Below are 18666 nucleotides of genomic sequence, written 5' to 3'. Positions count from 1 at the left end.
CATCATCCGGCGTCGGGGTCAGCTGAGTTCGCCGCCGGCCAGGGCGGCCCGTACGAGGTCGTCGACGGCCATCTCCTCGATGGCGGGACCCGAGGCGTCCGCGGCGGCGGGACCGGGGTCCCCGGCCGGTTCGGTGCGGGCGAGTCCGAGGAGCGTGTCGAGCAGTCCGGACGCGCGCAGCCGCGCGGCCGGGATCGACAGCAGGGCCCGGCGCACGGCCTCGTCGTCCAGGGCGTCCCCGGCCGCGGACTCGGCCGCCGGTTCGGGGCGCAGTTCCTCGCCCAGGAATCCGGCGAGGGAGGCGGAGTTGGGGTAGTCGAACATCAGGGTGGCGGGCAGGCGGAGGCCGGTGGCCTTCTGGAGCCGGTTGCGGAGTTCGATCGCGCCGAGCGAGTCCAGGCCCAGTTCGGTGAAGCCCCGGTCGGCGGGGACCCCGGACGGGTCGCCGTGGCCGAGGACGGCGGCGGCGTGGCCCCGGACCAGCTCCTCCAGATAGCGGTCCCGCTCCGGGCCGGTCCGCAGTCCGGCCAGCTTGGCGCGGACCAGGGAGCCGTCCGTGTCTCCCGCGCCCGCGGCCGGGACGGCGGCGGGCCTGGGGGCCGTGCGCACCCGCGGACCGGCCAGGTTCCGCAGCAGGGCCGGGATCTCGTCGGCGCGTTCGCGCAGCGCCGCCCGGTCGAGCCGGACCGGCGCGAGCAGGGCCGCGTCCTGGGCCATGGCCCGGTCGAACAGCGCGGTCCCGTCCGCGAAGGACAGCTCCAGCACCCCCGAGCGGCCCATGCGGCGCAGGTCCGCGTCGGTCAGCTCCGGCCCCTCCCCGACCGTGCCCTCCCACAGGCCCCAGGCCAGCGAGGTGGCGGCGAGCCCGGCGGCCCGGCGTTCGGCGGCCAGGGCGTCGAGGAAGACGTTGGCCGCCGCATACGTGGCCTGGCCCGCCGGGAGGATCTGCCCGCCGGCCGAGGAGTAGAGGACGAACGCGGCCAGACCGAGGTTCCGGGTCAGTTCGTGCAGGTGCCAGGCGGCGTCGACCTTGGGCCGCAGCACCGCGCCGACCTGCTCCGGGGTGACCGCGCCGACGAGCGCGTTGTCCATGACACCGGCCGCGTGCACGACACCGGTCAGCGGGTGCGCGTCCGGGATCTCGTCGAGCAGTGCGGCGAGCGCGTACCGGTCGGCCGCGTCCACGGCCACGATCCGGACCGACTCCGCTCCCGCCCCGGCCAGTTCGGCGCGCAGCTCGGCCGCGCCCGGGGCGTCCTCGCCCCGGCGGCTGGTGAGCACCAGATGGCGGACGCCCTGTGCGGTGACGAGGTGCCGGGCGAGCACCGCGCCCAGCAGTCCGGTGCCTCCGGTGATCAGGACGGTGCCGTCCGCCGCCCACTCCAGGGGGGTCCCGGGGGCGTCGGCGGGTGCGTAGCGGGGCACCAGGACGAGGCCCTCCCGCACGGCGATCTCGGTCTCGCCCGAGGCCAGGGCGGCGGGCAGGGCCGCGGCCGAGGCGGCGGCGGTGTCGAGGTCGACGACGGTGAAACGGCCCGGGTTCTCGGCCTGGGCCGCCCGCACCACACCCCACAACGGGGCCTGGACGCAGTCGACTCGGTCCGCTTCGTCGGCGACGACGGCGTTCCGGGTGACGAGCACCAGCCGGGAGTCCGCGAAGGCGGGCTCGGCCAGCCACTGGCCGAGGGTGTCGAGGAGCCGGCCCACGCAGGTGCGGACCCGCTCGGGGACCCCGCCCGTGGCGCCGAAGACGTCGGAGACGTCCGGCGCGGTCAGCAGCACCGTGTCCGGCACCCGGTCCCGGGCGGCGGCCTCGGCGAGCGTGGACAGCGAGCCGATGCCCGGCAGCGGCGACCCGACGACGAGCCAGCCGTCCGTGGAGGCGTCCGGTGCCTGCGGTGCGCCGGCCCCGGGCGCCGCCCAGTCGACGCGGTACAGCCCGGCACCGCTGCCGCCTCCGTCGGCGGCGAGCTGGGCCGGCGAGACCTCGCGCACCACCAGCGACTCGACCGTGGCGACGGGCTCACCGGTCGGCGCGGTGATCCGCAGCGCGACGGCGTCCGGGCCCGGCTTCGTCAGCCGCACCCGCAGGGCGGTGGCACCGGTCGCGTGCAGGGTGACCCCGTTCCAGGCGAACGGCAGGGCGGCCCGCACGGGCCCCTCGTGGTCCGCGTCGAAGATCCGCTCCGCGTGCAGGGCGGCATCGAGCAGGGCCGGGTGCAGGGCGAACGCGGCGGCCTCGGTCCGGGCGTGATCCGGAAGCCCGATCTCGGCGAACAGCTCGTCACCGCGCCGCCAGGCCGCCGTCAGCCCCTGGAAGACCGGCCCGTACCCGTACCCGAGCCCGGCCAGGTCCTCGTACATCCCGCTCACGTCCACCGCCCGCGCACCGGCCGGCGGCCAGGACTCCAGGTCCTGCACCACGGGCGCCGGCTCGGGGGCCAGCACACCGCGCGCGTTGCGGGTCCACGGAGCACCCTCGGGCAGGTCCTCGGCCCGCGAGTACACGACGACGTCCCGCCGCCCCGACGCGTCCGCCTCGCCCACCGTGACCTGCACGGCCACCCCGGCCTTCGCCGGGAGCAGCAGCGGCGCCTCCTGCGTCAGCTCCTCCAGCCGCGCGCATCCCGCCTCGTGACCGGCGCGCAGCGCCATCTCGATGTAGGCGGTGCCCGGGAGCAGCACGCTCCCGTGCACGGCGTGGTCCGCGAGCCACGGGTGCGTGGCCACGGAGAGCCGACCGGTCAGGACCGGAGCCCCGCTCTCCGGCGACACGACCACGGCACTGAGCAGCGGATGCCCGGCGGGCACCTGCCCCAGCCCGGCCGCGTCCCCGACGGCGGCCGGGGCGTCCAGCCAGTACCGGGTGCGCTGGAAGGCGTACATCGGCAGCGCGACCCGCCGCCCACCGTTCCCCTCCAGGAACGCGCCCCAGCCGACCTCGGCCCCGCGCGCCCACACCGCCCCGGCCCCGGCCATCGCCACCCGGACCTCGTCCCGGTCGCGCCGCACCAGCGGCACGAAGGCACTGCCCTCGTCCTCGGCCGAGCCGGCTCCGAGGGCGGTGAGGACGGCGTCCGGGCCGATCTCGACGAACGTACGGGCCCCGAAGCGCTCGGCCGCGCGTACGGCATCGGCGAAACGCACGGCTTCGCGCACCTGGCCGACCCAGTACTCCGGGGACTGCCAGTCGGACGTCAGCTCACCCGTCACGGTCGAGATTGCCGGGATGCGCGGCTCGGCGTACGACAGAGACGCAGCCACCGCCCGGAACTCGTCCAGCATCGGCTCCATCAGAGACGAGTGGAACGCGTGCGAAACGGAGAGGCGGCTCGTCTTACGGCCTGCGGCGGCGAAGTGCTCGCCCACCGCCAGAGCCTCCGCCTCCACACCGGAAACAACCACGGACCGGGGCCCGTTGACCGCCGCGACCGAGACACCGTCCGTCAGAACGGGAAGCACCTCGTCCTCGGTCGCCTGCACGGCCACCATCGCGCCCCCGGCAGGCAGAGCCTGCATCAGCCGACCCCGGGCCACGACCAGCCGAGCCGCATCGCTCAGGGAGAGCACACCCGACACATGCGCGGCAGCCAGCTCACCGATCGAGTGACCCACCACGACATCGGGGATCACACCCCACGACTCCACGAGCCGGTACAGCGCGACCTCGAACGCGAACAACGCAGGCTGAGTCACCCCGGTCGCGTTCAGCGCATCCGCATCCTCACCCCACACCACGTCCCGCAACGACGACCCGAGATGCGCGTCGACCTCCACGCACACCGCGTCCCAGGCTTCCTCGAACACCGGGAAGGAGTCGTACAGTTCACGGCCCATCGCCAGCCGCTGCGCCCCCTGCCCCGTGAACAGGAACGCGGTCTTCCCGCTGGTGACGGTTCCGCGTGTGCCCTCGCCCTCGGCGAAGGCGGCGAGTTCGCGCAGGGCGCTGTCGGTGTCCGTGGCGAGGACGAGGCCCCGGTGTTCCAGGGTGGCGCGGCCGGTGGCCAGGGTGTGGGCGATGTCGCGGAGGTCCGTGCCGGGTGCGGTGAGCAGGCGGTCGCGGAGGGCGGCGGCCTGGCGGGCGGGGGCCTCGGGGTCCGCGCCGGAGAGGAGCAGGGGCACCGGGCGGACGAGGTCCGGACGGTCCTGCGGTTCGCCGGCCGGGTGCACCGGCTGCGGGGCCTCCTCGACGATTAGATGGGCGTTGGTGCCGCTGAGGCCGAAGGAGGAGACGGTCGCACGGCGCGGCCGGTCCTCGCGGCGCGGCCAGGGGCGCGCCTCGGTGAGCAGGCGGACGTGTCCGGCCTCCCAGTCGACCTCGGGCGAGGGCTCGTCCACGTGCAGGGTCCTGGGCATCAGCCCGTTGCGCAGGGCCATGACGGACTTGATGACACCGCTGACACCGGCCGCCGCCTGGGCGTGGCCGATGTTGGACTTGATGGAGCCGAGCCAGACCGGATCGTCGGCGGTGCGGCCCTGTCCGTAGGTGGCGAGGAGGGCCTGCGCCTCGATGGGGTCGCCGAGGCGGGTGCCGGTGCCGTGGCCCTCGACGAGGTCCACGTCGGAGGTGGTCAGGCCGCTCGCGGCCAGGGCGCGCTGGATGACGCGCTGCTGGGAGGGGCCGTTGGGGGCGGTGAGCCCGTTGGAGGCGCCGTCCTGGTTGATGGCGGTGCCCCGGATGACGGCGAGGACGTCGTGGCCGAGGCGTTCGGCGTCGGAGAGCCGCTCGACGAGGAGCAGGCCGACGCCCTCCGCCCAGCCGGTGCCGTCGGCGCCGGCCGCGAAGGCCTTGCAGCGGCCGTCGGCGGAGAGGCCGCGCTGCTGGGCGAACTCCACGTAGATCTCGGGCGTCGACATGACCGTGACGCCACCGGCCAGCGCCATGCCGACCTCACCGCGCCGCAGGGCCTGGCAGGCCATGTGGAGGGCGACCAGGGAGGAGGAGCAGGCGGTGTCGACGCTGACCGCCGGGCCCTCCAGGCCCAGGGTGTAGGCGACGCGGCCGGTGAGGATGGAGGCGGCGGTGCCGTTGCCGAGGTAGCCGGCGACGTCGTCGGGGATGTGCTGGAGGCGCGAGGCGTAGTCGTGGTACATCACGCCCGCGTACACACCGGTCTGGCTGCCGCGCATGGCCGTCGGGTCGATGCCCGCGTCCTCGAAGGCCTCCCAGGCCGACTGGAGGAGCAGCCGCTGCTGCGGGTCCATGGCCACGGCCTCGCGCGGGCTGATCCCGAAGAACGCCGGGTCGAACTCGGCGGCGTCGTAGAGGAATCCGCCGTCCCTGGCGTACGTCTTGCCGTGCAGTCCGGGCTCCGGGTCGTAGATGCCCTCGGTGTCCCAGCCCCGGTCCTCGGGGAATCCGGCGACGGCGTCGCGGCCCTCGGCGACCAGGTCCCACAGGTCGTCGGCGGAGCGCACCCCGCCCGGGAAGCGGCAGCTGATGCCGACGATCGCGATGGGCTCGTCGTCCGAGAGGCCCGTCGCGGGTGCGGGGGCCTCGGCGGGCGCCTCGTCCTGCCCGCCGCCGAACTCGCCGTCCAGGTAGTCCGCGACGGCCCGGGTGTTCGGGTAGTCGAAGACGAGGGTGACGGGGAGCCGGAGCCCGGTCGCGGCGTTGAGCGCGTTGCGCAGTTCCACGGCGGCCAGGGAGTCGAAGCCCAGCTCCTTGAAGGCGCGGTCCACACCGACGGTGTCGGCCGATTCGTGGCCGAGGACGGCGGCGACCTGTCCGGCGACCAGCTCACGCAGGGTCCGGGTCCGTTCGGCCGCGGTGAGGGAGGCCAGCCGGCGGGCCAGGGTGTCGCCGCCCGGTGCGGCCGCCGCGGTCCGGCGCTGCGCCGGGCGGGCTGCGGCGGCGGTGGCGCGCAGCAGCGGCGGTACGTCGGCGCCACGGGCGTGCAGGGCGGCCGGGTCGACGAGGAGCGGGGCGACCAGGGCGTGCCGGGTGCGCAGCGCCTCGTCGAAGAGGGCGATGCCCCGGTCGGCGGGCAGGGCGGGCAGGCCGAGCCGGTTCATCTTCTCGACGTCGGCGTCGGTGAGTTCGCCGCCGAGCCCGGTGTTGACGGCCCACAGCCCGTACGCGAGTGCGGTGGCCGGCAGGCCGAGGGTGTGGCGGTGGGCGGCGAGGGCGTCCAGGAAGACGTTGGCGGCGGCGTAGTTGCCCTGTCCGGCGGGCAGCACGAGGCCGCCGGCCGAGGAGAACATCACGAACGCCGACAGGTCCAGGTCCCGGGTCAGCTCGTGCAGGTGCCAGGCGGCGTCCGCCTTGGGCCGCAGCACGGTGTCGAGCCGTTCGGCGGTCAGCGCGCCGATCAGACCGGGGTCGACGACTCCGGCCGCGTGCACGACACCGCCCAGCGGGTGCGCCTGCGGCAGCGAGCCGAGGAGCGCGGCCAGGGCGTCCCGGTCGGCGGCGTCGCAGGCCGCGATCCGCACCTCGTCGGCACCGGCCGCGAGGAGCCGGTCCCGCAGTCCGGCCGCGCCGGGGGCGTCGGGGCCCCGGCGGCTGGTGAGCACCAGGTGGCGCACTCCGTGCCGCTCGACGAGGTGGTGGGCGACCCGGGCGCCGAGGCCGCCGGTGCCTCCGGTGACGAGGACGGTCCGCTCGCCGTCCCAGGGCGCGTCCGCCTCGGGCACGGCGGTCCGCACGAGCCGGGGGATCAGGAACCGGCCGTCGCGCAGCGCCAGTTCGGGTTCGCCCTGGGCCAGCGCGGCACCGACGGCGTCCGGGAGCCCCGCGGTGTCGATCCCGGTGGCGGGATCGGCGTCCAGCAGGACGATCCGGCCCGGGTTCTCGGCCTGCGCCGCCCGGACGACGCCCCAGACGGGCGCCTGGGTCAGATCGGGGGCCGAGGCTTCGTCGGTGGTGACGGCGCCCCGGGTGACGACGACGAGGGTGGTGGCGTCGAAGCGTTCGTCGGTCAGCCAGGTCTGTATCTGGTCGAGGACGTACGCGGTGGTCGTACGGACCGCCTCGGGCACCGGCCAGCCGCCCGGGGTGGGGCAGCAGGCCAGGACGACGGCCGACGGGTCGGAGAGGATCGCCAGACCGTACTCGTCCAGCACCGCCGGGGAGGACGGCAGCGGCGCGGCCGGCTGCCGCAGCGGCGTCCACTCGATGTGGTGCAGGGCGTCGGAGACGGGCCCCTCGGCCACCGCGAGCTGGTCGGGCGAGACGGGGCGGCAGATCAGCGAGGACACCGTCATCACCGGGCTGCCGGTCTCGTCGGCGACGACCATCGCCGACTCCTCCGCACCCCGGATGCGCCGGACGTACACGCGCAGCGCGGACGCGCCCGCGGCGTGCAGCGCGACCCCGCTCCAGGCGAACGGCAGCAGCGCCTCGGTGCCGCCCTCGCCCTGGTCGACCACCACGTCCACGTGCATGGCGATGTCCAGCAGCGCCGGGTGCAGCCCGTAGTCGGCGGCCTCCCCGCGCACCGTCTCCGGCAGGGCGACCTCGGCGAACAGTTCGTCGCCGCGCCGCCAGGCCGCCGTCAGGCCCTGGAACGCCGGGCCGTAGCCGTAACCGCGTTCGCGCAGCCGCTCGTACGCCCCCTCGACCACCACGGGGGTGGCGCCGCGCGGCGGCCATGTGGTCAGGTCCGCCCCGGGGACCTCCGCCGGGGCGCCGGTGGCGAGGAAGCCGGTGGCGTGCCGGGTCCAGGTGTCCTCGGGCGCCCCGTCCAGCCGGGAGTGGATGTGCAGCGGCCGGCGGCCGGAGGCGTCCGGGGCCCCGGCGGCGACGCGCAGGGACGCGCCGCCGTGCTCGGGCAGGACCAGGGGCGCCTCCAGGGTCAGTTCCTCCAGGAGGTCGCAGCCGACCTGGTCCCCGAGGCGCACGGCCAGTTCGACGAACCCGGTGCCGGGGAGCAGGACCGCCCCGTGCACCCCGTGGTCCGCGACCCAGGGCTGCCCGGCGGCCGACAGCCGGCCGGTGAGCACCACGGACCCGGACTCCGGCGCCACGACGGCCGCGCTGAGCACCGGGTGCTCGACCGCGTCCAGCCCCGCCGAGCCCACATCGCCCGCCTTCGCGGTGACGTCGAGCCAGTAGCGCTTGCGCTGGAAGGCGTACGTCGGCAGGTCCACCAGCGGCCCACCGGTCCCGAGCACGGCGGCCCAGTCCACGTCCGCCCCGCGCGCCCAGGCCGCCCCGGCCCCGGCCACCACCTCACGGACCTCGTCCCGGTCGCGCCGCACCAGCGGCACGAAGGCACTGCCCTCGTCCTCGGCCGAACCGGCTCCGAGCGCGGTGAGAACGGCATCCGGGCCGATCTCCACGAAGGTGCGAGCACCGAAGGACTCGGCAGCGCGTACGGCGTCGGCGAAACGGACGGCTTGACGGACCTGGCCGACCCAGTACTCGGGGGACTGCCAGTCGGACGTCAGCTCACCCGTCACGGTCGAGATTGCCGGGATACGCGGCTCGCTGTACGTCAACGAGGCAGCCACCACCCGGAACTCGTCGAGCATCGGCTCCATGAGCGAGGAGTGGAACGCGTGCGACACCGACAGGCGGCTCGTCTTACGGCCAGCGGCAGCGAAGTGCTCGCCCACCGCCACGGCCTCCGCCTCCACACCGGAAACCACCACGGACTGCGGGCCGTTGACCGCCGCGATCGAAACACCGCCGGTCAGAACAGGCAGGACTTCGTCCTCGGTCGCCTGCACGGCGACCATCGCACCGCCGGTCGGCAACGCCTGCATCAACCGGCCCCGCGCGACCACGAGCCGCGCCGCGTCGGCCAGGGACAGCACCCCGGACACATGCGCGGCGGCCAGCTCACCGATCGAGTGACCCACCACGACATCGGGGATCACACCCCACGACTCCACGAGCCGGAACAGCGCCACCTCGAACGCGAACAACGCAGGCTGGGTGATCCCGGTCGCGTTCAGCGCATCCGCATCCTCACCCCACACCACATCCCGCAGCGACGACCCGAGATGCGTGTCAATCTCCGCGCAGACCAGGTCAAACGACTCCGCGAACACCGGGAAGGAGTCGTACAGTTCACGACCCATCCCCAGCCGCTGCGCCCCCTGCCCCGTGAACAGGAACGCCGACTTGGCTTCCTGGACCGCGTCGGCGCCGGTGAGCAGGGAGAGGGCGGTGGTGAGGTCGTCGCGGTCGGTGCCGAGGGCGAGGGCGCGGTGTTCGAGGGCGGCGCGGCCGGTGGCGAGAGTGCGGGCGGCGGCGGTGAGTTCGGTGTCGGTGAGGTGGGGGAGCCGGTCGCGGAGGCGGCCGGCCTGGGCGTGCAGGGCCTCGGCGGTGGCGCCGGAGACGGGCCAGGCGAGGAGGGCGGGGAGCGCGGGGGCCGGGGCGGACGCCGTCGGGGCGGACTCCTCGGCCTGCTCGATGATGACGTGGGCGTTGGTGCCGCTGATGCCGAAGGAAGAGACGGCCGCGCGGCGCGGGTGGCCCGTCTGCTCCCATTCCCGGGCCTCGGTGAGCAGGGAGACATCACCGGCCGACCAGTCGACCTGGTCCGAAGGGGTCTCTGCGTACAGGGACTTGGGCAGGACGCCGTGGCGCATGGCCATGACCATCTTGATGATGCCCGCGACACCGGCGGCGGCCTGGGTGTGCCCCATGTTGGACTTGATGGAGCCCAGCCACAGGGGCCGGCCCTCGGGCCGCTCCTGGCCGTAGGTCTCCAGGAGGGCCTGTGCCTCGATCGGGTCGCCGAGGCGGGTTCCGGTGCCGTGGGCCTCGACGACGTCGACCTCGGCGGCCGACAGGCCCGCGTTGGCGAGGGCGCCGCGGATGACGCGCTGCTGGGCGGGGCCGTTGGGGGCGGTCAGGCCATTGCTGGCACCGTCCTGGTTGAGGGCCGAGCCCTTGACCACGGCGAGGACGCGGTGGCCGTTGCGGCGGGCGTCGGACAACCGCTCCAGGAGCAGGACGCCGGCGCCCTCGCCCCAGCCCGTGCCGTCCGCCCCGGCGCCGAAGGACTTGCAGCGGCCGTCGGAGGACAGACCGCGCTGGCGGGCCATGTCGAGGAAGGTGTCCGGGGTGGACATGATCGTGACACCGCCGGCCAGGGCGAGGGAGCACTCGCCCGCCCGCAGCGCGCGGGCCGCCATGTGCAGCGCCACCAGCGACGAGGAGCACGCCGTGTCGACGCTGACCGCCGGGCCCTCCAGGCCCAGGGTGTAGGCGACGCGGCCCGAGACGACGCTCGCGAGGCTGCCGTTGCCGTGGTAGCCCGCCACGTCGTCGGGGAGGGGGCCCAGGCGCAGCCCCCAGTCGTGGTACATCACCCCGGCGAAGACCCCGGTGTCCGTGCCCTTGACCGAGCGGGGGTCGATGCCCGCGCGCTCGAAGGTCTCCCAGGCGACCTCCAGGAGGAGCCGCTGCTGCGGGTCCATGGCCTGGGCCTCGCGCGGGCTGATCCCGAAGAACGCGGGGTCGAAGTGGGCGGCGTCGTAGAGGAAGGCGCCCTCGGTGGAGTAGGTGCGGCCGGGCTTGCCGATCTCCGAGTCGTACAGGTCGGTGTCCCAGCCCCGGTCCGTGGGGAAGGGGCCGATGGCGTCGGAGCCGTCGGCGACGAGCTGCCACAGCTCCTCGGGCGAGGTCACCCCGCCCGGGTAGCGGCAGGCCATGGAGACGATGACGACCGGGTCGTCGTCGGTGGCTCCGGCACGGGCGGCGGGGGCCTGCGGACCGGCCGCCGCGGACGCTCCGACGAGCTTGGTCACCAGGTATTCGGCGAGGACCGTGGCCGTGGGGTAGTCGAAGGTCAGGGTGGCGCTGAGCCGGAGACCGGTCGCGGTGGCGAGGCGGTTGCGCAGCTCCACGGCGGCCAGCGAGTCGAAGCCCGTCTCCATGAAGGCGCGGGTGGCGCTGACCTCGTCGGCGCTGTGGTGGCCGAGGACGGCGGCGGTCTCGGTGCGGACCAGGCGCAGGACGTGCGCGAGCCGGTCGGCGGCGTTCATCTCCGCGAGGAGCGCGGCGAGCGGGGCGGTGCCGGTCGCGGCGGCCGGGCCGGCCGCCGCACGGGCGGCGGGGGCCGTGCGGGGCCGGACGAGGGCGCGCAGCAGGGTGGGGGTGCCGTCCGTACGGGCGCGTACGGCGCGGGTGTTGACGCGTACGGGGACGACGGCCGGTTCGTCCGTGCGCAGCGCCTTGTCGAGCTGGGCCAGGTTCTCGGCGAAGGACAGCGAGTCCAGGCCGAGGCGTTCGATGCGGGTCAGGGCGGCGGCGTCCAGCGAGGCGCCCATGCCCCCTCCGCCGGCCCACAGGCCCCAGGCGAGCGAGGTGACGACCTGGCCGGCCGCGGCCCGGCGGGCGGCCAGGGCGTCCAGGAACAGGTTGGCGGCGGCGTAGTTGCCCTGGCCCGCGCCGTCGAGGACGGTGGAGGCGGAGGAGAACAGGACGAACGCGGCGAGCCCGAGGTCCGCCGTCAGCTCGTGGAGGTGCCAGGAGGCGTCCACCTTGGGGCGCAGCACGGTGTCGAGCCGGGCCGGGGTGAGCCGGCCGGTCAGTCCGTCGTCGATGACGCCCGCCGCGTGCACCACGGCGCGCAGCGGGTGCGCGTCCGGGACGGCGGCGAGCAGAGCGGCCAGGGCGTCCCGGTCCGCGACATCGGTGGCGGAGACGGTGACGTCGGCGCCGTGCTCCGCGAGTTCCGCGACGAGTTCGCGGGCTCCGGGCGCGTCGGTGCCGCGCCGGCTGGTGAGGACCAGATGGCGGACGCCGTGCTCGCGGACCAGGTGGCGGGCGAGTTCGGCGCCGACGCCGCCGGTGCCGCCGGTGAGCAGGACGGTGCCGGTCGCGTCCCAGGGCGCCGGGCGCTCCTCCTCGGGGACGGGCACGGCGGTGAGCCGGGGGACGTACATACGGTCGCCGCGCAGGGCGAGTTCGGGTTCGGCCGTGGCGGCCAGCGCCCGGCCGAGCCGGGCTTCACCGGCCTCGTCGGTGTCGACGAGGACGAACCGGCCGGGGTTCTCCGCCTCGGCGGAGCGCACCAGGCCCCAGACGGGTGCCTGGCCGAGGTCGACGTCGGTGCCGGGGACGGCGGCGCCGCCCCGGGTGACGACGGCGAGCCGCGACCCGGCGTTGCGGTCGTCGGCCAGCCAGGCCTGGACGGCGGCCAGCGCGTCGGCGGCGACGGCGCGGACGGCGGCGGGCACGTCCCCGTCCGGGGTGGCCGGGGCCCGGTACACGACGACGGCCGGGACGTCCTCCCCCGTCAGGGCGCCGAACTCGCCGAACTCCGCGACAGCGGCCGGAAGTTCCGCGTCGTGCCAGCGGACGGCGAGCAGCGGGTCGGATCGGTCGGCGGCGAGCTGGGCGGCGGTGACGGCGCGCAGTTGCAGCGATTCGACGCGGGCGACGGGGGCGCCGGTGGCGTCCGCGACGGTCACGTCCAGTTCGTCGGAGCCGTTGGCGGTGATGCGGACGCGGACGGCGGGCGCGCCCGCCGCGTAGAGGGTGGCCCGGTTCCAGGAGAACGGGACCCAGGTGCCCTCCGGCCGCTCGCCGGCGGAGGCGAGGGCGTGGTCGGCGGGGTGCAGGGCGGCGTCCAGGAGCGCCGGGTGCAGCCCGTAACCGGCCGCGTCGGCGCGTATGTGCTCCGGGAGTTCGACGTCGGCGTAGACGGCGCCGTCCAGGAGCCAGGCGGCCCGCACCCCGTGGAAGGCGGGGCCGTAGCCGTAGCCCTCGCCGGCCATGTCGGTGTACAGGGTGCTGACGTCGAGGGGGACGGCTCCGGCCGGGGGCCAGGCCCCGGCCAGGGCGGCGGTGTCCGGCTCCGGGGCCGCGGGGGCGAGGACGCCCGTGGCGTGGCGGGTCCAGGGGTCCTCGGCGTCCTCGGCGCCGTCCGGGCGGGAGAAGCACTCGACGGTGCGGCGGCCGGAGGCGTCGGCGGGGGCCACGACGACCTGGAGGTCGACGCCGCCGGTCGCGGGCAGCACCAGCGGGGCCTGGAGCGTCAGCTCCTCGACCGTGCCGCAGCCGGTCTCCGTCGCGGCCCGCAGGGCCAGTTCGACGAAGGCCGTGCCGGGCAGCAGGGTGACGCCCGCGATGGTGTGGTCGGCGGTCCAGCGGTGGGTGCGCGGCGCGACCCGCCCGGTGAGAACGGTGGTGCCGGTGCCCGCGAGGTCGCCCGCCGAGCTGAGGACGGGGTGCTGGGAGGCGAGCCGGCCGAGTCCGGTGGGGGCGGACGGTGCGGGGGCCAGCCAGTAGCGGCGGGTGCGGAAGGCGTACGTGGGCAGCTCGACGGGCCGGGTGCGGTGGCCGGCGTACAGGGCGTCCCAGTCGATGAGCGCCCCGCGCACCTGGGCGAGGGCCACGGCCCCCAGCACCTCGCGGACCTCGTCCTTGCCGGCGCGCAGCAGTGGGGCGAAGACGGTGTCGGCCTCGCGCTCCTCGGGCAGGCAGTTCTGGCCGAGGGCGCTGAGGACGCCGTCGGGGCCGAGTTCCAGGAAGGTGCGGGCGCCGCCGTCGGTGAGGAGCCAGTCCATGGCGTCGGTGAAGCGCACGGCGTTGCGGACGTGGTCGGTCCAGTAGTCCGGGGAGCACAGTTCGGCGGCGGTCGCGAGCCGCCCGGTGACCGTGGAGACGACCGGGATCACGGGCGCGGCATAGCTGAGAACCCCGGCGACGCGGCGGAACTCCTCCAGCATCGGTTCCATCAGCGGCGAGTGGAAGGCGTGGCTGACCTGGAGCCGCTTGGTCTTGCGCCCCTGAGCCGCGAAACGGGCGGCGAGCGCGACGGTGGCGTCCTCCTCGCCGGAGAGCACCACGGAGTCCGGCCCGTTGAGCGCGGCCACGGCGACCCGCTCGGTGAGCAGCGGGAGGACTTCCTCCTCGGTGGCCTGTACGGCGATCATGGCGCCGCCGGCGGGGAGTTCCTGCATCAGCCGGCCGCGCGCGGCGACGAGGATCGCCGCGTCCTCCAGGGTCAGGACCCCGGCGACGTGGGCGGCCGCGATCTCACCGATGGAGTGCCCGGCCAGGAAGTCGGGCCGCACCCCCCACGACTCGACCAGGCGGAACAGCGCCACCTCGACGGCGAACAGCGCGGTCTGCGCGTACCGCGTCTCGTCGAGCAGCGCCGCCTCCGGCGTCCCCTCCTCGGCGAACAGCACGTCCCACAGCGACAGGTCGAGCTGGAGGTCGAGCCAGCCGATCGCGTCCGCGAGGGCGTCCGCGAAGACCGGGTGGGCGTCGTAGAGGCGGCGGCCCATGGCGAGGCGCTGGCTGCCCTGGCCGGTGAAGAGGAACGCGAGTCGGCCGGCGGGCAGGGTGCCCGTCCGGGTGTCCGCGGTGTCCGTCCCCTCCGCCAGGGCGCGCAGCCCGGCGAGGAGTCCTGCGCGGTCGGCGGCGACGACCGCGCCCCGGTGCTCCAGCGCGGCCCGGCCGGTGCCCAGCGCGTGCCCGAGGTCGGCCGGGGTGAGGCCGGGGCGCTCGTCCAGGAAGCCGGCGAGGCGGGCGGCCTGGGCGCGCAGCCCGTCGTCGGAGCGGGCCCCGACGGGGACCAGCACGGGAGCGGAACCGGAACCAGCGTCGGCATCGGCGACAGGACCGGAAGCGGAACCTGCCTCGGAGCCGGCGTGGGCACCGGGGGTGCCGGGGGTGCCGTAGAAGGGCTCGCCCGCGTCCTCGGCGGGCGGTTCCTCCACGATCACATGGGCGTTGGTGCCGCTGATGCCGAATCCGGAGACACCGGCCCGGCGCGGCCGGTCCTCGGTCACGGGCCACGGGACGGGCTCGGTGAGCAGCCGTACGGTCCCCGCGGACCAGTCGACGTTGCCGGTGGGGGCGTCCACGTTCAGGGTGCGGGGCAGCACCCCGTTCCGCATCGCCATGATCATCTTCATGAGTCCGGCGACCCCGGCGGCGGCCTGGGTGTGCCCGAGATTGGACTTCACCGAGCCGAGCCACAGCGGCCGGCCGGCGGGCCGGTCCTTGCCGTAGGTGGCGATCAGCGCGCGGGCCTCGATCGGGTCGCCGAGGGTGGTGCCGGTGCCGTGCGCCTCGACCGCGTCGACGTCGCCGCCCGTGAGCCCGGCGTCGGCGAGGGCCTGGGTGATGACGCGCTGCTGGGCGGTGCCGCTGGGGGCGGTGAGCCCGTTGCTGGCCCCGTCCTGGTTGACGGCCGAACCGCGGATGACGGCGAGGACCCGGTGGCCGTTGCGGCGGGCGTCGGAGAGCCGTTCCACGACGAGCAGACCGACGCCCTCGGCGAAGGAGGTGCCGTCGGCGCCCGCCGCGAACGCCTTGATGCGGCCGTCCGGGGCGAGCCCCCGCTGCCGGCTGAACTCCGTGAACAGCCCCGGGGTGCTCAGCACGGTCACCCCGCCGGCCAGCGCCATCGCGCACTCGCCCCGGCGCAGCGACTGGACGGCCAGGTGCAGGGAGACCAGCGAACCGGAGCAGGCCGTGTCGACGGTCAGCGCGGGCCCCTCCAGGCCGAGCGCGTACGCGACCCGCCCCGAGGTGACGCTGAGCGCGCCCCCGGTGACGAGGTACCCGGTCAGGTTCTCCGGGGCGTCCTGGACGCGCGGCCCGTACTCGGAGGGGCCGGCGCCGATGAACACGCCCGTACGGCTGCCGCGCAGCGAGGTCGGGTCGATGCCCGTCCGCTCCAGCGCCTCCCAGGCGGTCTCCAGGAGGAGCCGCTGCTGCGGGTCCATCGCCAGCGCCTCGCGCGGCCCGATCCCGAAGAACTCGGCGTCGAACTCCGGGGCGTCGTGCAGGAATCCGCCGGTACGGGTGGAGCAGGTGCCGGGCACGGACGGGTCGTCGCCGAACAGCGCGTCGAGGTCCCAGCCGCGGTTCTCGGGGAACGGCCCCACCGCGCTCGCCCCGCCGTCGACCAGGTCCCACAGCTCCTCCGCCGAGCGGATGCCACCGGGGAACCGGCCGCTGATGCCGACGACCGCGATGGGCTCGCCGTCGAAGGCCGGGGCCTGCTCGGCGGCCGGCTCCACCCGGGCGGCGGGGGCGCCGAGCAGTTCCGTACGGACACAGTCGGCGAGCAGTTCGGGGCTCGGGTGGTCGAAGGCCGCGGTCACCGGCAGGGCGAGCCCGGTCGCCGCGTTCAGGCGCGCGTGCAGGTCGACCAGGGCGATGGAGTCCAGCCCCAGCTCCCGGAACGAGGTACGGGCGACGACCACCGGCTCCGTGTCGGGGCGGACCTTGCGCAGGCACGCCGCGGTCTGCTCGCAGACCAGATCGGTGAGGAGCCTGGTCTGCTCGCTCGACGGCAGCCCGGCCAGCACGCCGGCCAACGCGGCGGCGCCGGCGGCCTGTTCCGGACTGGTCTGCCCCTCCGTACCCCCCGGAGCGGCAGCCCCGGAAGTCTCCTCCGCACCACCCGGAGCGGCAGGGCCGGCGGCCTGTTCCGGGCCGGGAGTCCCCTCCGTACCCCCCGGACCCGACGGCCGGCCGGCCTCCGAGCGTCCCCCCGGGCGGACCTCCGCGCCGGACATGTCATCAGCGACAGGATCGAAGCCCGCGGACATCTGCACGCTCCCAGCTCGTATCGAATGCCCCGCGTCATTCCAGCCACGGGGTGTCCGCACGCTAGGTCGGCCCCGAAGGGCGGCGACACCCCTATCCCCCCAGGTGTTGACCCTGCTCGCGGCCGGTCCGCACGGACCGGAACCGGCCGGTCACGGCCGCTTCGTACGGTGAGATGCCTGCTGGGCCCGGGTGGCGGCGGATCCGGGTGCGGTCAGGGGGGTGGTCGGTGTTCTCCGCGCGCGCCCCCGGCCCCTTCAATGGCACGCACTGCCCAGGGCGCCGCCAACGGCGGGCCCGATGGCCGAGAGACGGGTGGAGCATGACCGTTGCCGATGTCAGTGTCCGAGTGGCCGAACGAGGAGCGATCAAGGAGGCCGTGGAGCTGGGCCCTTCGCCGAGCGCCACCGAGGCGCAGCGCGCGCGGGGCAAGCTGACCGTACGCGAACGGCTGGAGCTGCTGTTCGACCCCGGGACCTTCCGGGAGATCGAACAGCTGCGCCGCCACCGCGCCTCGGGGTTCGGACTGGAGGACCGCCGACCCCACACCGACGGCGTCGTGACCGGCTGGGGCCAGGTCGAGGGCCGGAAGGTGTTCGTGTACGCGCACGACTTCCGGATCTTCGGCGGCTCGCTGGGCGAGGCCCACGCGCAGAAGATCCACAAGGTGATGGACCTCGCCCTGGCGGCGGGCGCACCCCTGGTGTCGCTCAGCGACGGCGCGGGCGCCCGCATCCAGGAGGGCGTCACCGCGCTCGCCGGCTACGGCGGCATCTTCCGCCGCAATGTGGCGGCCTCCGGGGTGATCCCGCAGATCAGCGTGATGCTCGGCCCGTGCGCGGGCGGCGCCACGTACTCGCCGGCGCTCACCGACTACGTCTTCATGGTCCGCGACATCGCGCAGATGTACATCACCGGACCGGACGTCGTGCAGGCCGTCACCGGCGAGAAGATCAGCCACAACGACCTGGGCGGGGCCCAGGTGCACTCGACGGTCTCGGGTGCGAGCGCCTTCCTCTACGACACCGAGGAGGAGTGCCTGGAGGAAGTGCGCCACCTCCTCACGCTGCTCCCCTCCAACAACCGCGAACTGCCCCCGGTCCAGCCGTGCGACGACCCGGTCGACCGCCCCGGCGACGCCCTGTGCCGCCTGGTCCCGGCCGATCCGAACCTCGCGTACGACATGCGGGCGGTCATCGAGGAGATCGTCGACGACGGCGACCTCTTCGAGGTCCACGCCCACTGGGCGACCAACATCATCTGCGGTCTGGCCCGCCTGGACGGCCATGTCGTCGGCATCGTCGCCAACCAGCCGGCCTCCCTCGCCGGCGTCCTCGACATCCACGCCTCCGAGAAGGCCGCGCGCTTCGTCCAGACCTGCGACGCGTTCAGCGTCCCCCTGGTCACGCTGGTCGACGTCCCCGGTTTCCTCCCCGGCAGCGACCAGGAGCACAACGGCGTCATCCGCCACGGCGCGAAACTCCTGTACGCGTACTGCAACGCCACCGTCCCCCGCGTCCAGGTCATCCTCCGCAAGGCCTACGGCGGCGCCTACATCGTCATGGACTCCCGCTCCATCGGCGCCGACCTCTCCTTCGCCTGGCCCACCAACGAGATCGCCGTCATGGGCGCGGAGGGCGCCGCCAACGTCGTCTTCCGCCGCGAGATCGCCGCCGCCGACGACCCGGAGGCGGCCCGCGCCCAGCGCGTGAAGCAGTACCGCCAGGAGCTGATGCACCCCTACTACGCCGCCGAACGCGGCCTGGTCGACGACGTCATCGACCCGGCGGCCACCCGGCAGGTCCTGGCCGACGCCCTCGACGTCCTGCGCGCCAAACACGTCCCCCTGCCCGAACGCAAGCACGGCAACCCGCCGTTCTGACATGACCACCGACCCGTACGTACGCGCGGAGACCGGCTCCGCACCCCGCCTCCGCATCGAGCGCGGCACCCCGGACGCCGACGAACTGGCCGCCGTCCTCCTCGTCCTCCTGAGCGCGACCCGCACCACGGGGACCACCGAGGACACGTCGCCACCCCACCCCCGCTCCCCCTGGGGCCCGCCCCGGGGCTGGCGCCCACCAGGTACGTGGGCGGCACCGTGAGCAACACCAGGCCCGCCGGACGCGCGGACCGTGCACCGTGACCCGACGCCGCGCCACGCACCCGTACTCCGCACCCCGGACTCCGTA

At 75.2% G+C, this 18666-nt stretch carries 3 protein-coding genes; 2 read left to right on the top strand and 1 reads right to left on the bottom strand.

What is annotated here, in order from left to right:
* Positions 1-18: 18 nt before the first annotated feature.
* On the bottom strand, positions 19-16233 hold the full coding sequence (locus ACZ4FH_RS01880) for an SDR family NAD(P)-dependent oxidoreductase (RefSeq protein WP_467301732.1): 16215 nt from the start codon (positions 16231-16233) through the stop codon (positions 19-21).
* Between the two features lie 563 nt (positions 16234-16796).
* Here ACZ4FH_RS01880 and ACZ4FH_RS01875 point away from each other — a divergent pair.
* Both ACZ4FH_RS01875 and ACZ4FH_RS01870 read left to right on the top strand, forming a co-directional pair.
* Positions 16797-18356, top strand: a complete 1560-nt coding sequence (locus tag ACZ4FH_RS01875; RefSeq protein WP_467301601.1) for an acyl-CoA carboxylase subunit beta — start codon at positions 16797-16799, stop codon at positions 18354-18356.
* A 1-nt stretch (position 18357) separates the two neighbouring features.
* Positions 18358-18579: an acyl-CoA carboxylase epsilon subunit gene (locus ACZ4FH_RS01870; RefSeq protein ID WP_467301600.1), complete on the top strand. Its 222-nt coding sequence runs from the start codon at positions 18358-18360 to the stop codon at positions 18577-18579.
* Positions 18580-18666: the final 87 nt, after the last annotated feature.

Source organism: Streptomyces sp. NPDC024555, from assembly GCF_055559335.1.
Note: the sequence above shows the minus strand (reverse complement) of the source record. Positions and strands in the feature narration are given on the sequence as shown.

Bases quoted from the DNA above. Each gene is read 5' to 3' on its own strand.
- ACZ4FH_RS01875 (WP_467301601.1), top strand. From the start codon at position 16,797: ATGACCGTTGCCGATGTCAGTGTCCGAGTGGCCGAACGAGGAGCGATC.
- ACZ4FH_RS01870 (WP_467301600.1), top strand. From the start codon at position 18,358: ATGACCACCGACCCGTACGTACGCGCGGAGACCGGCTCCGCACCCCGC.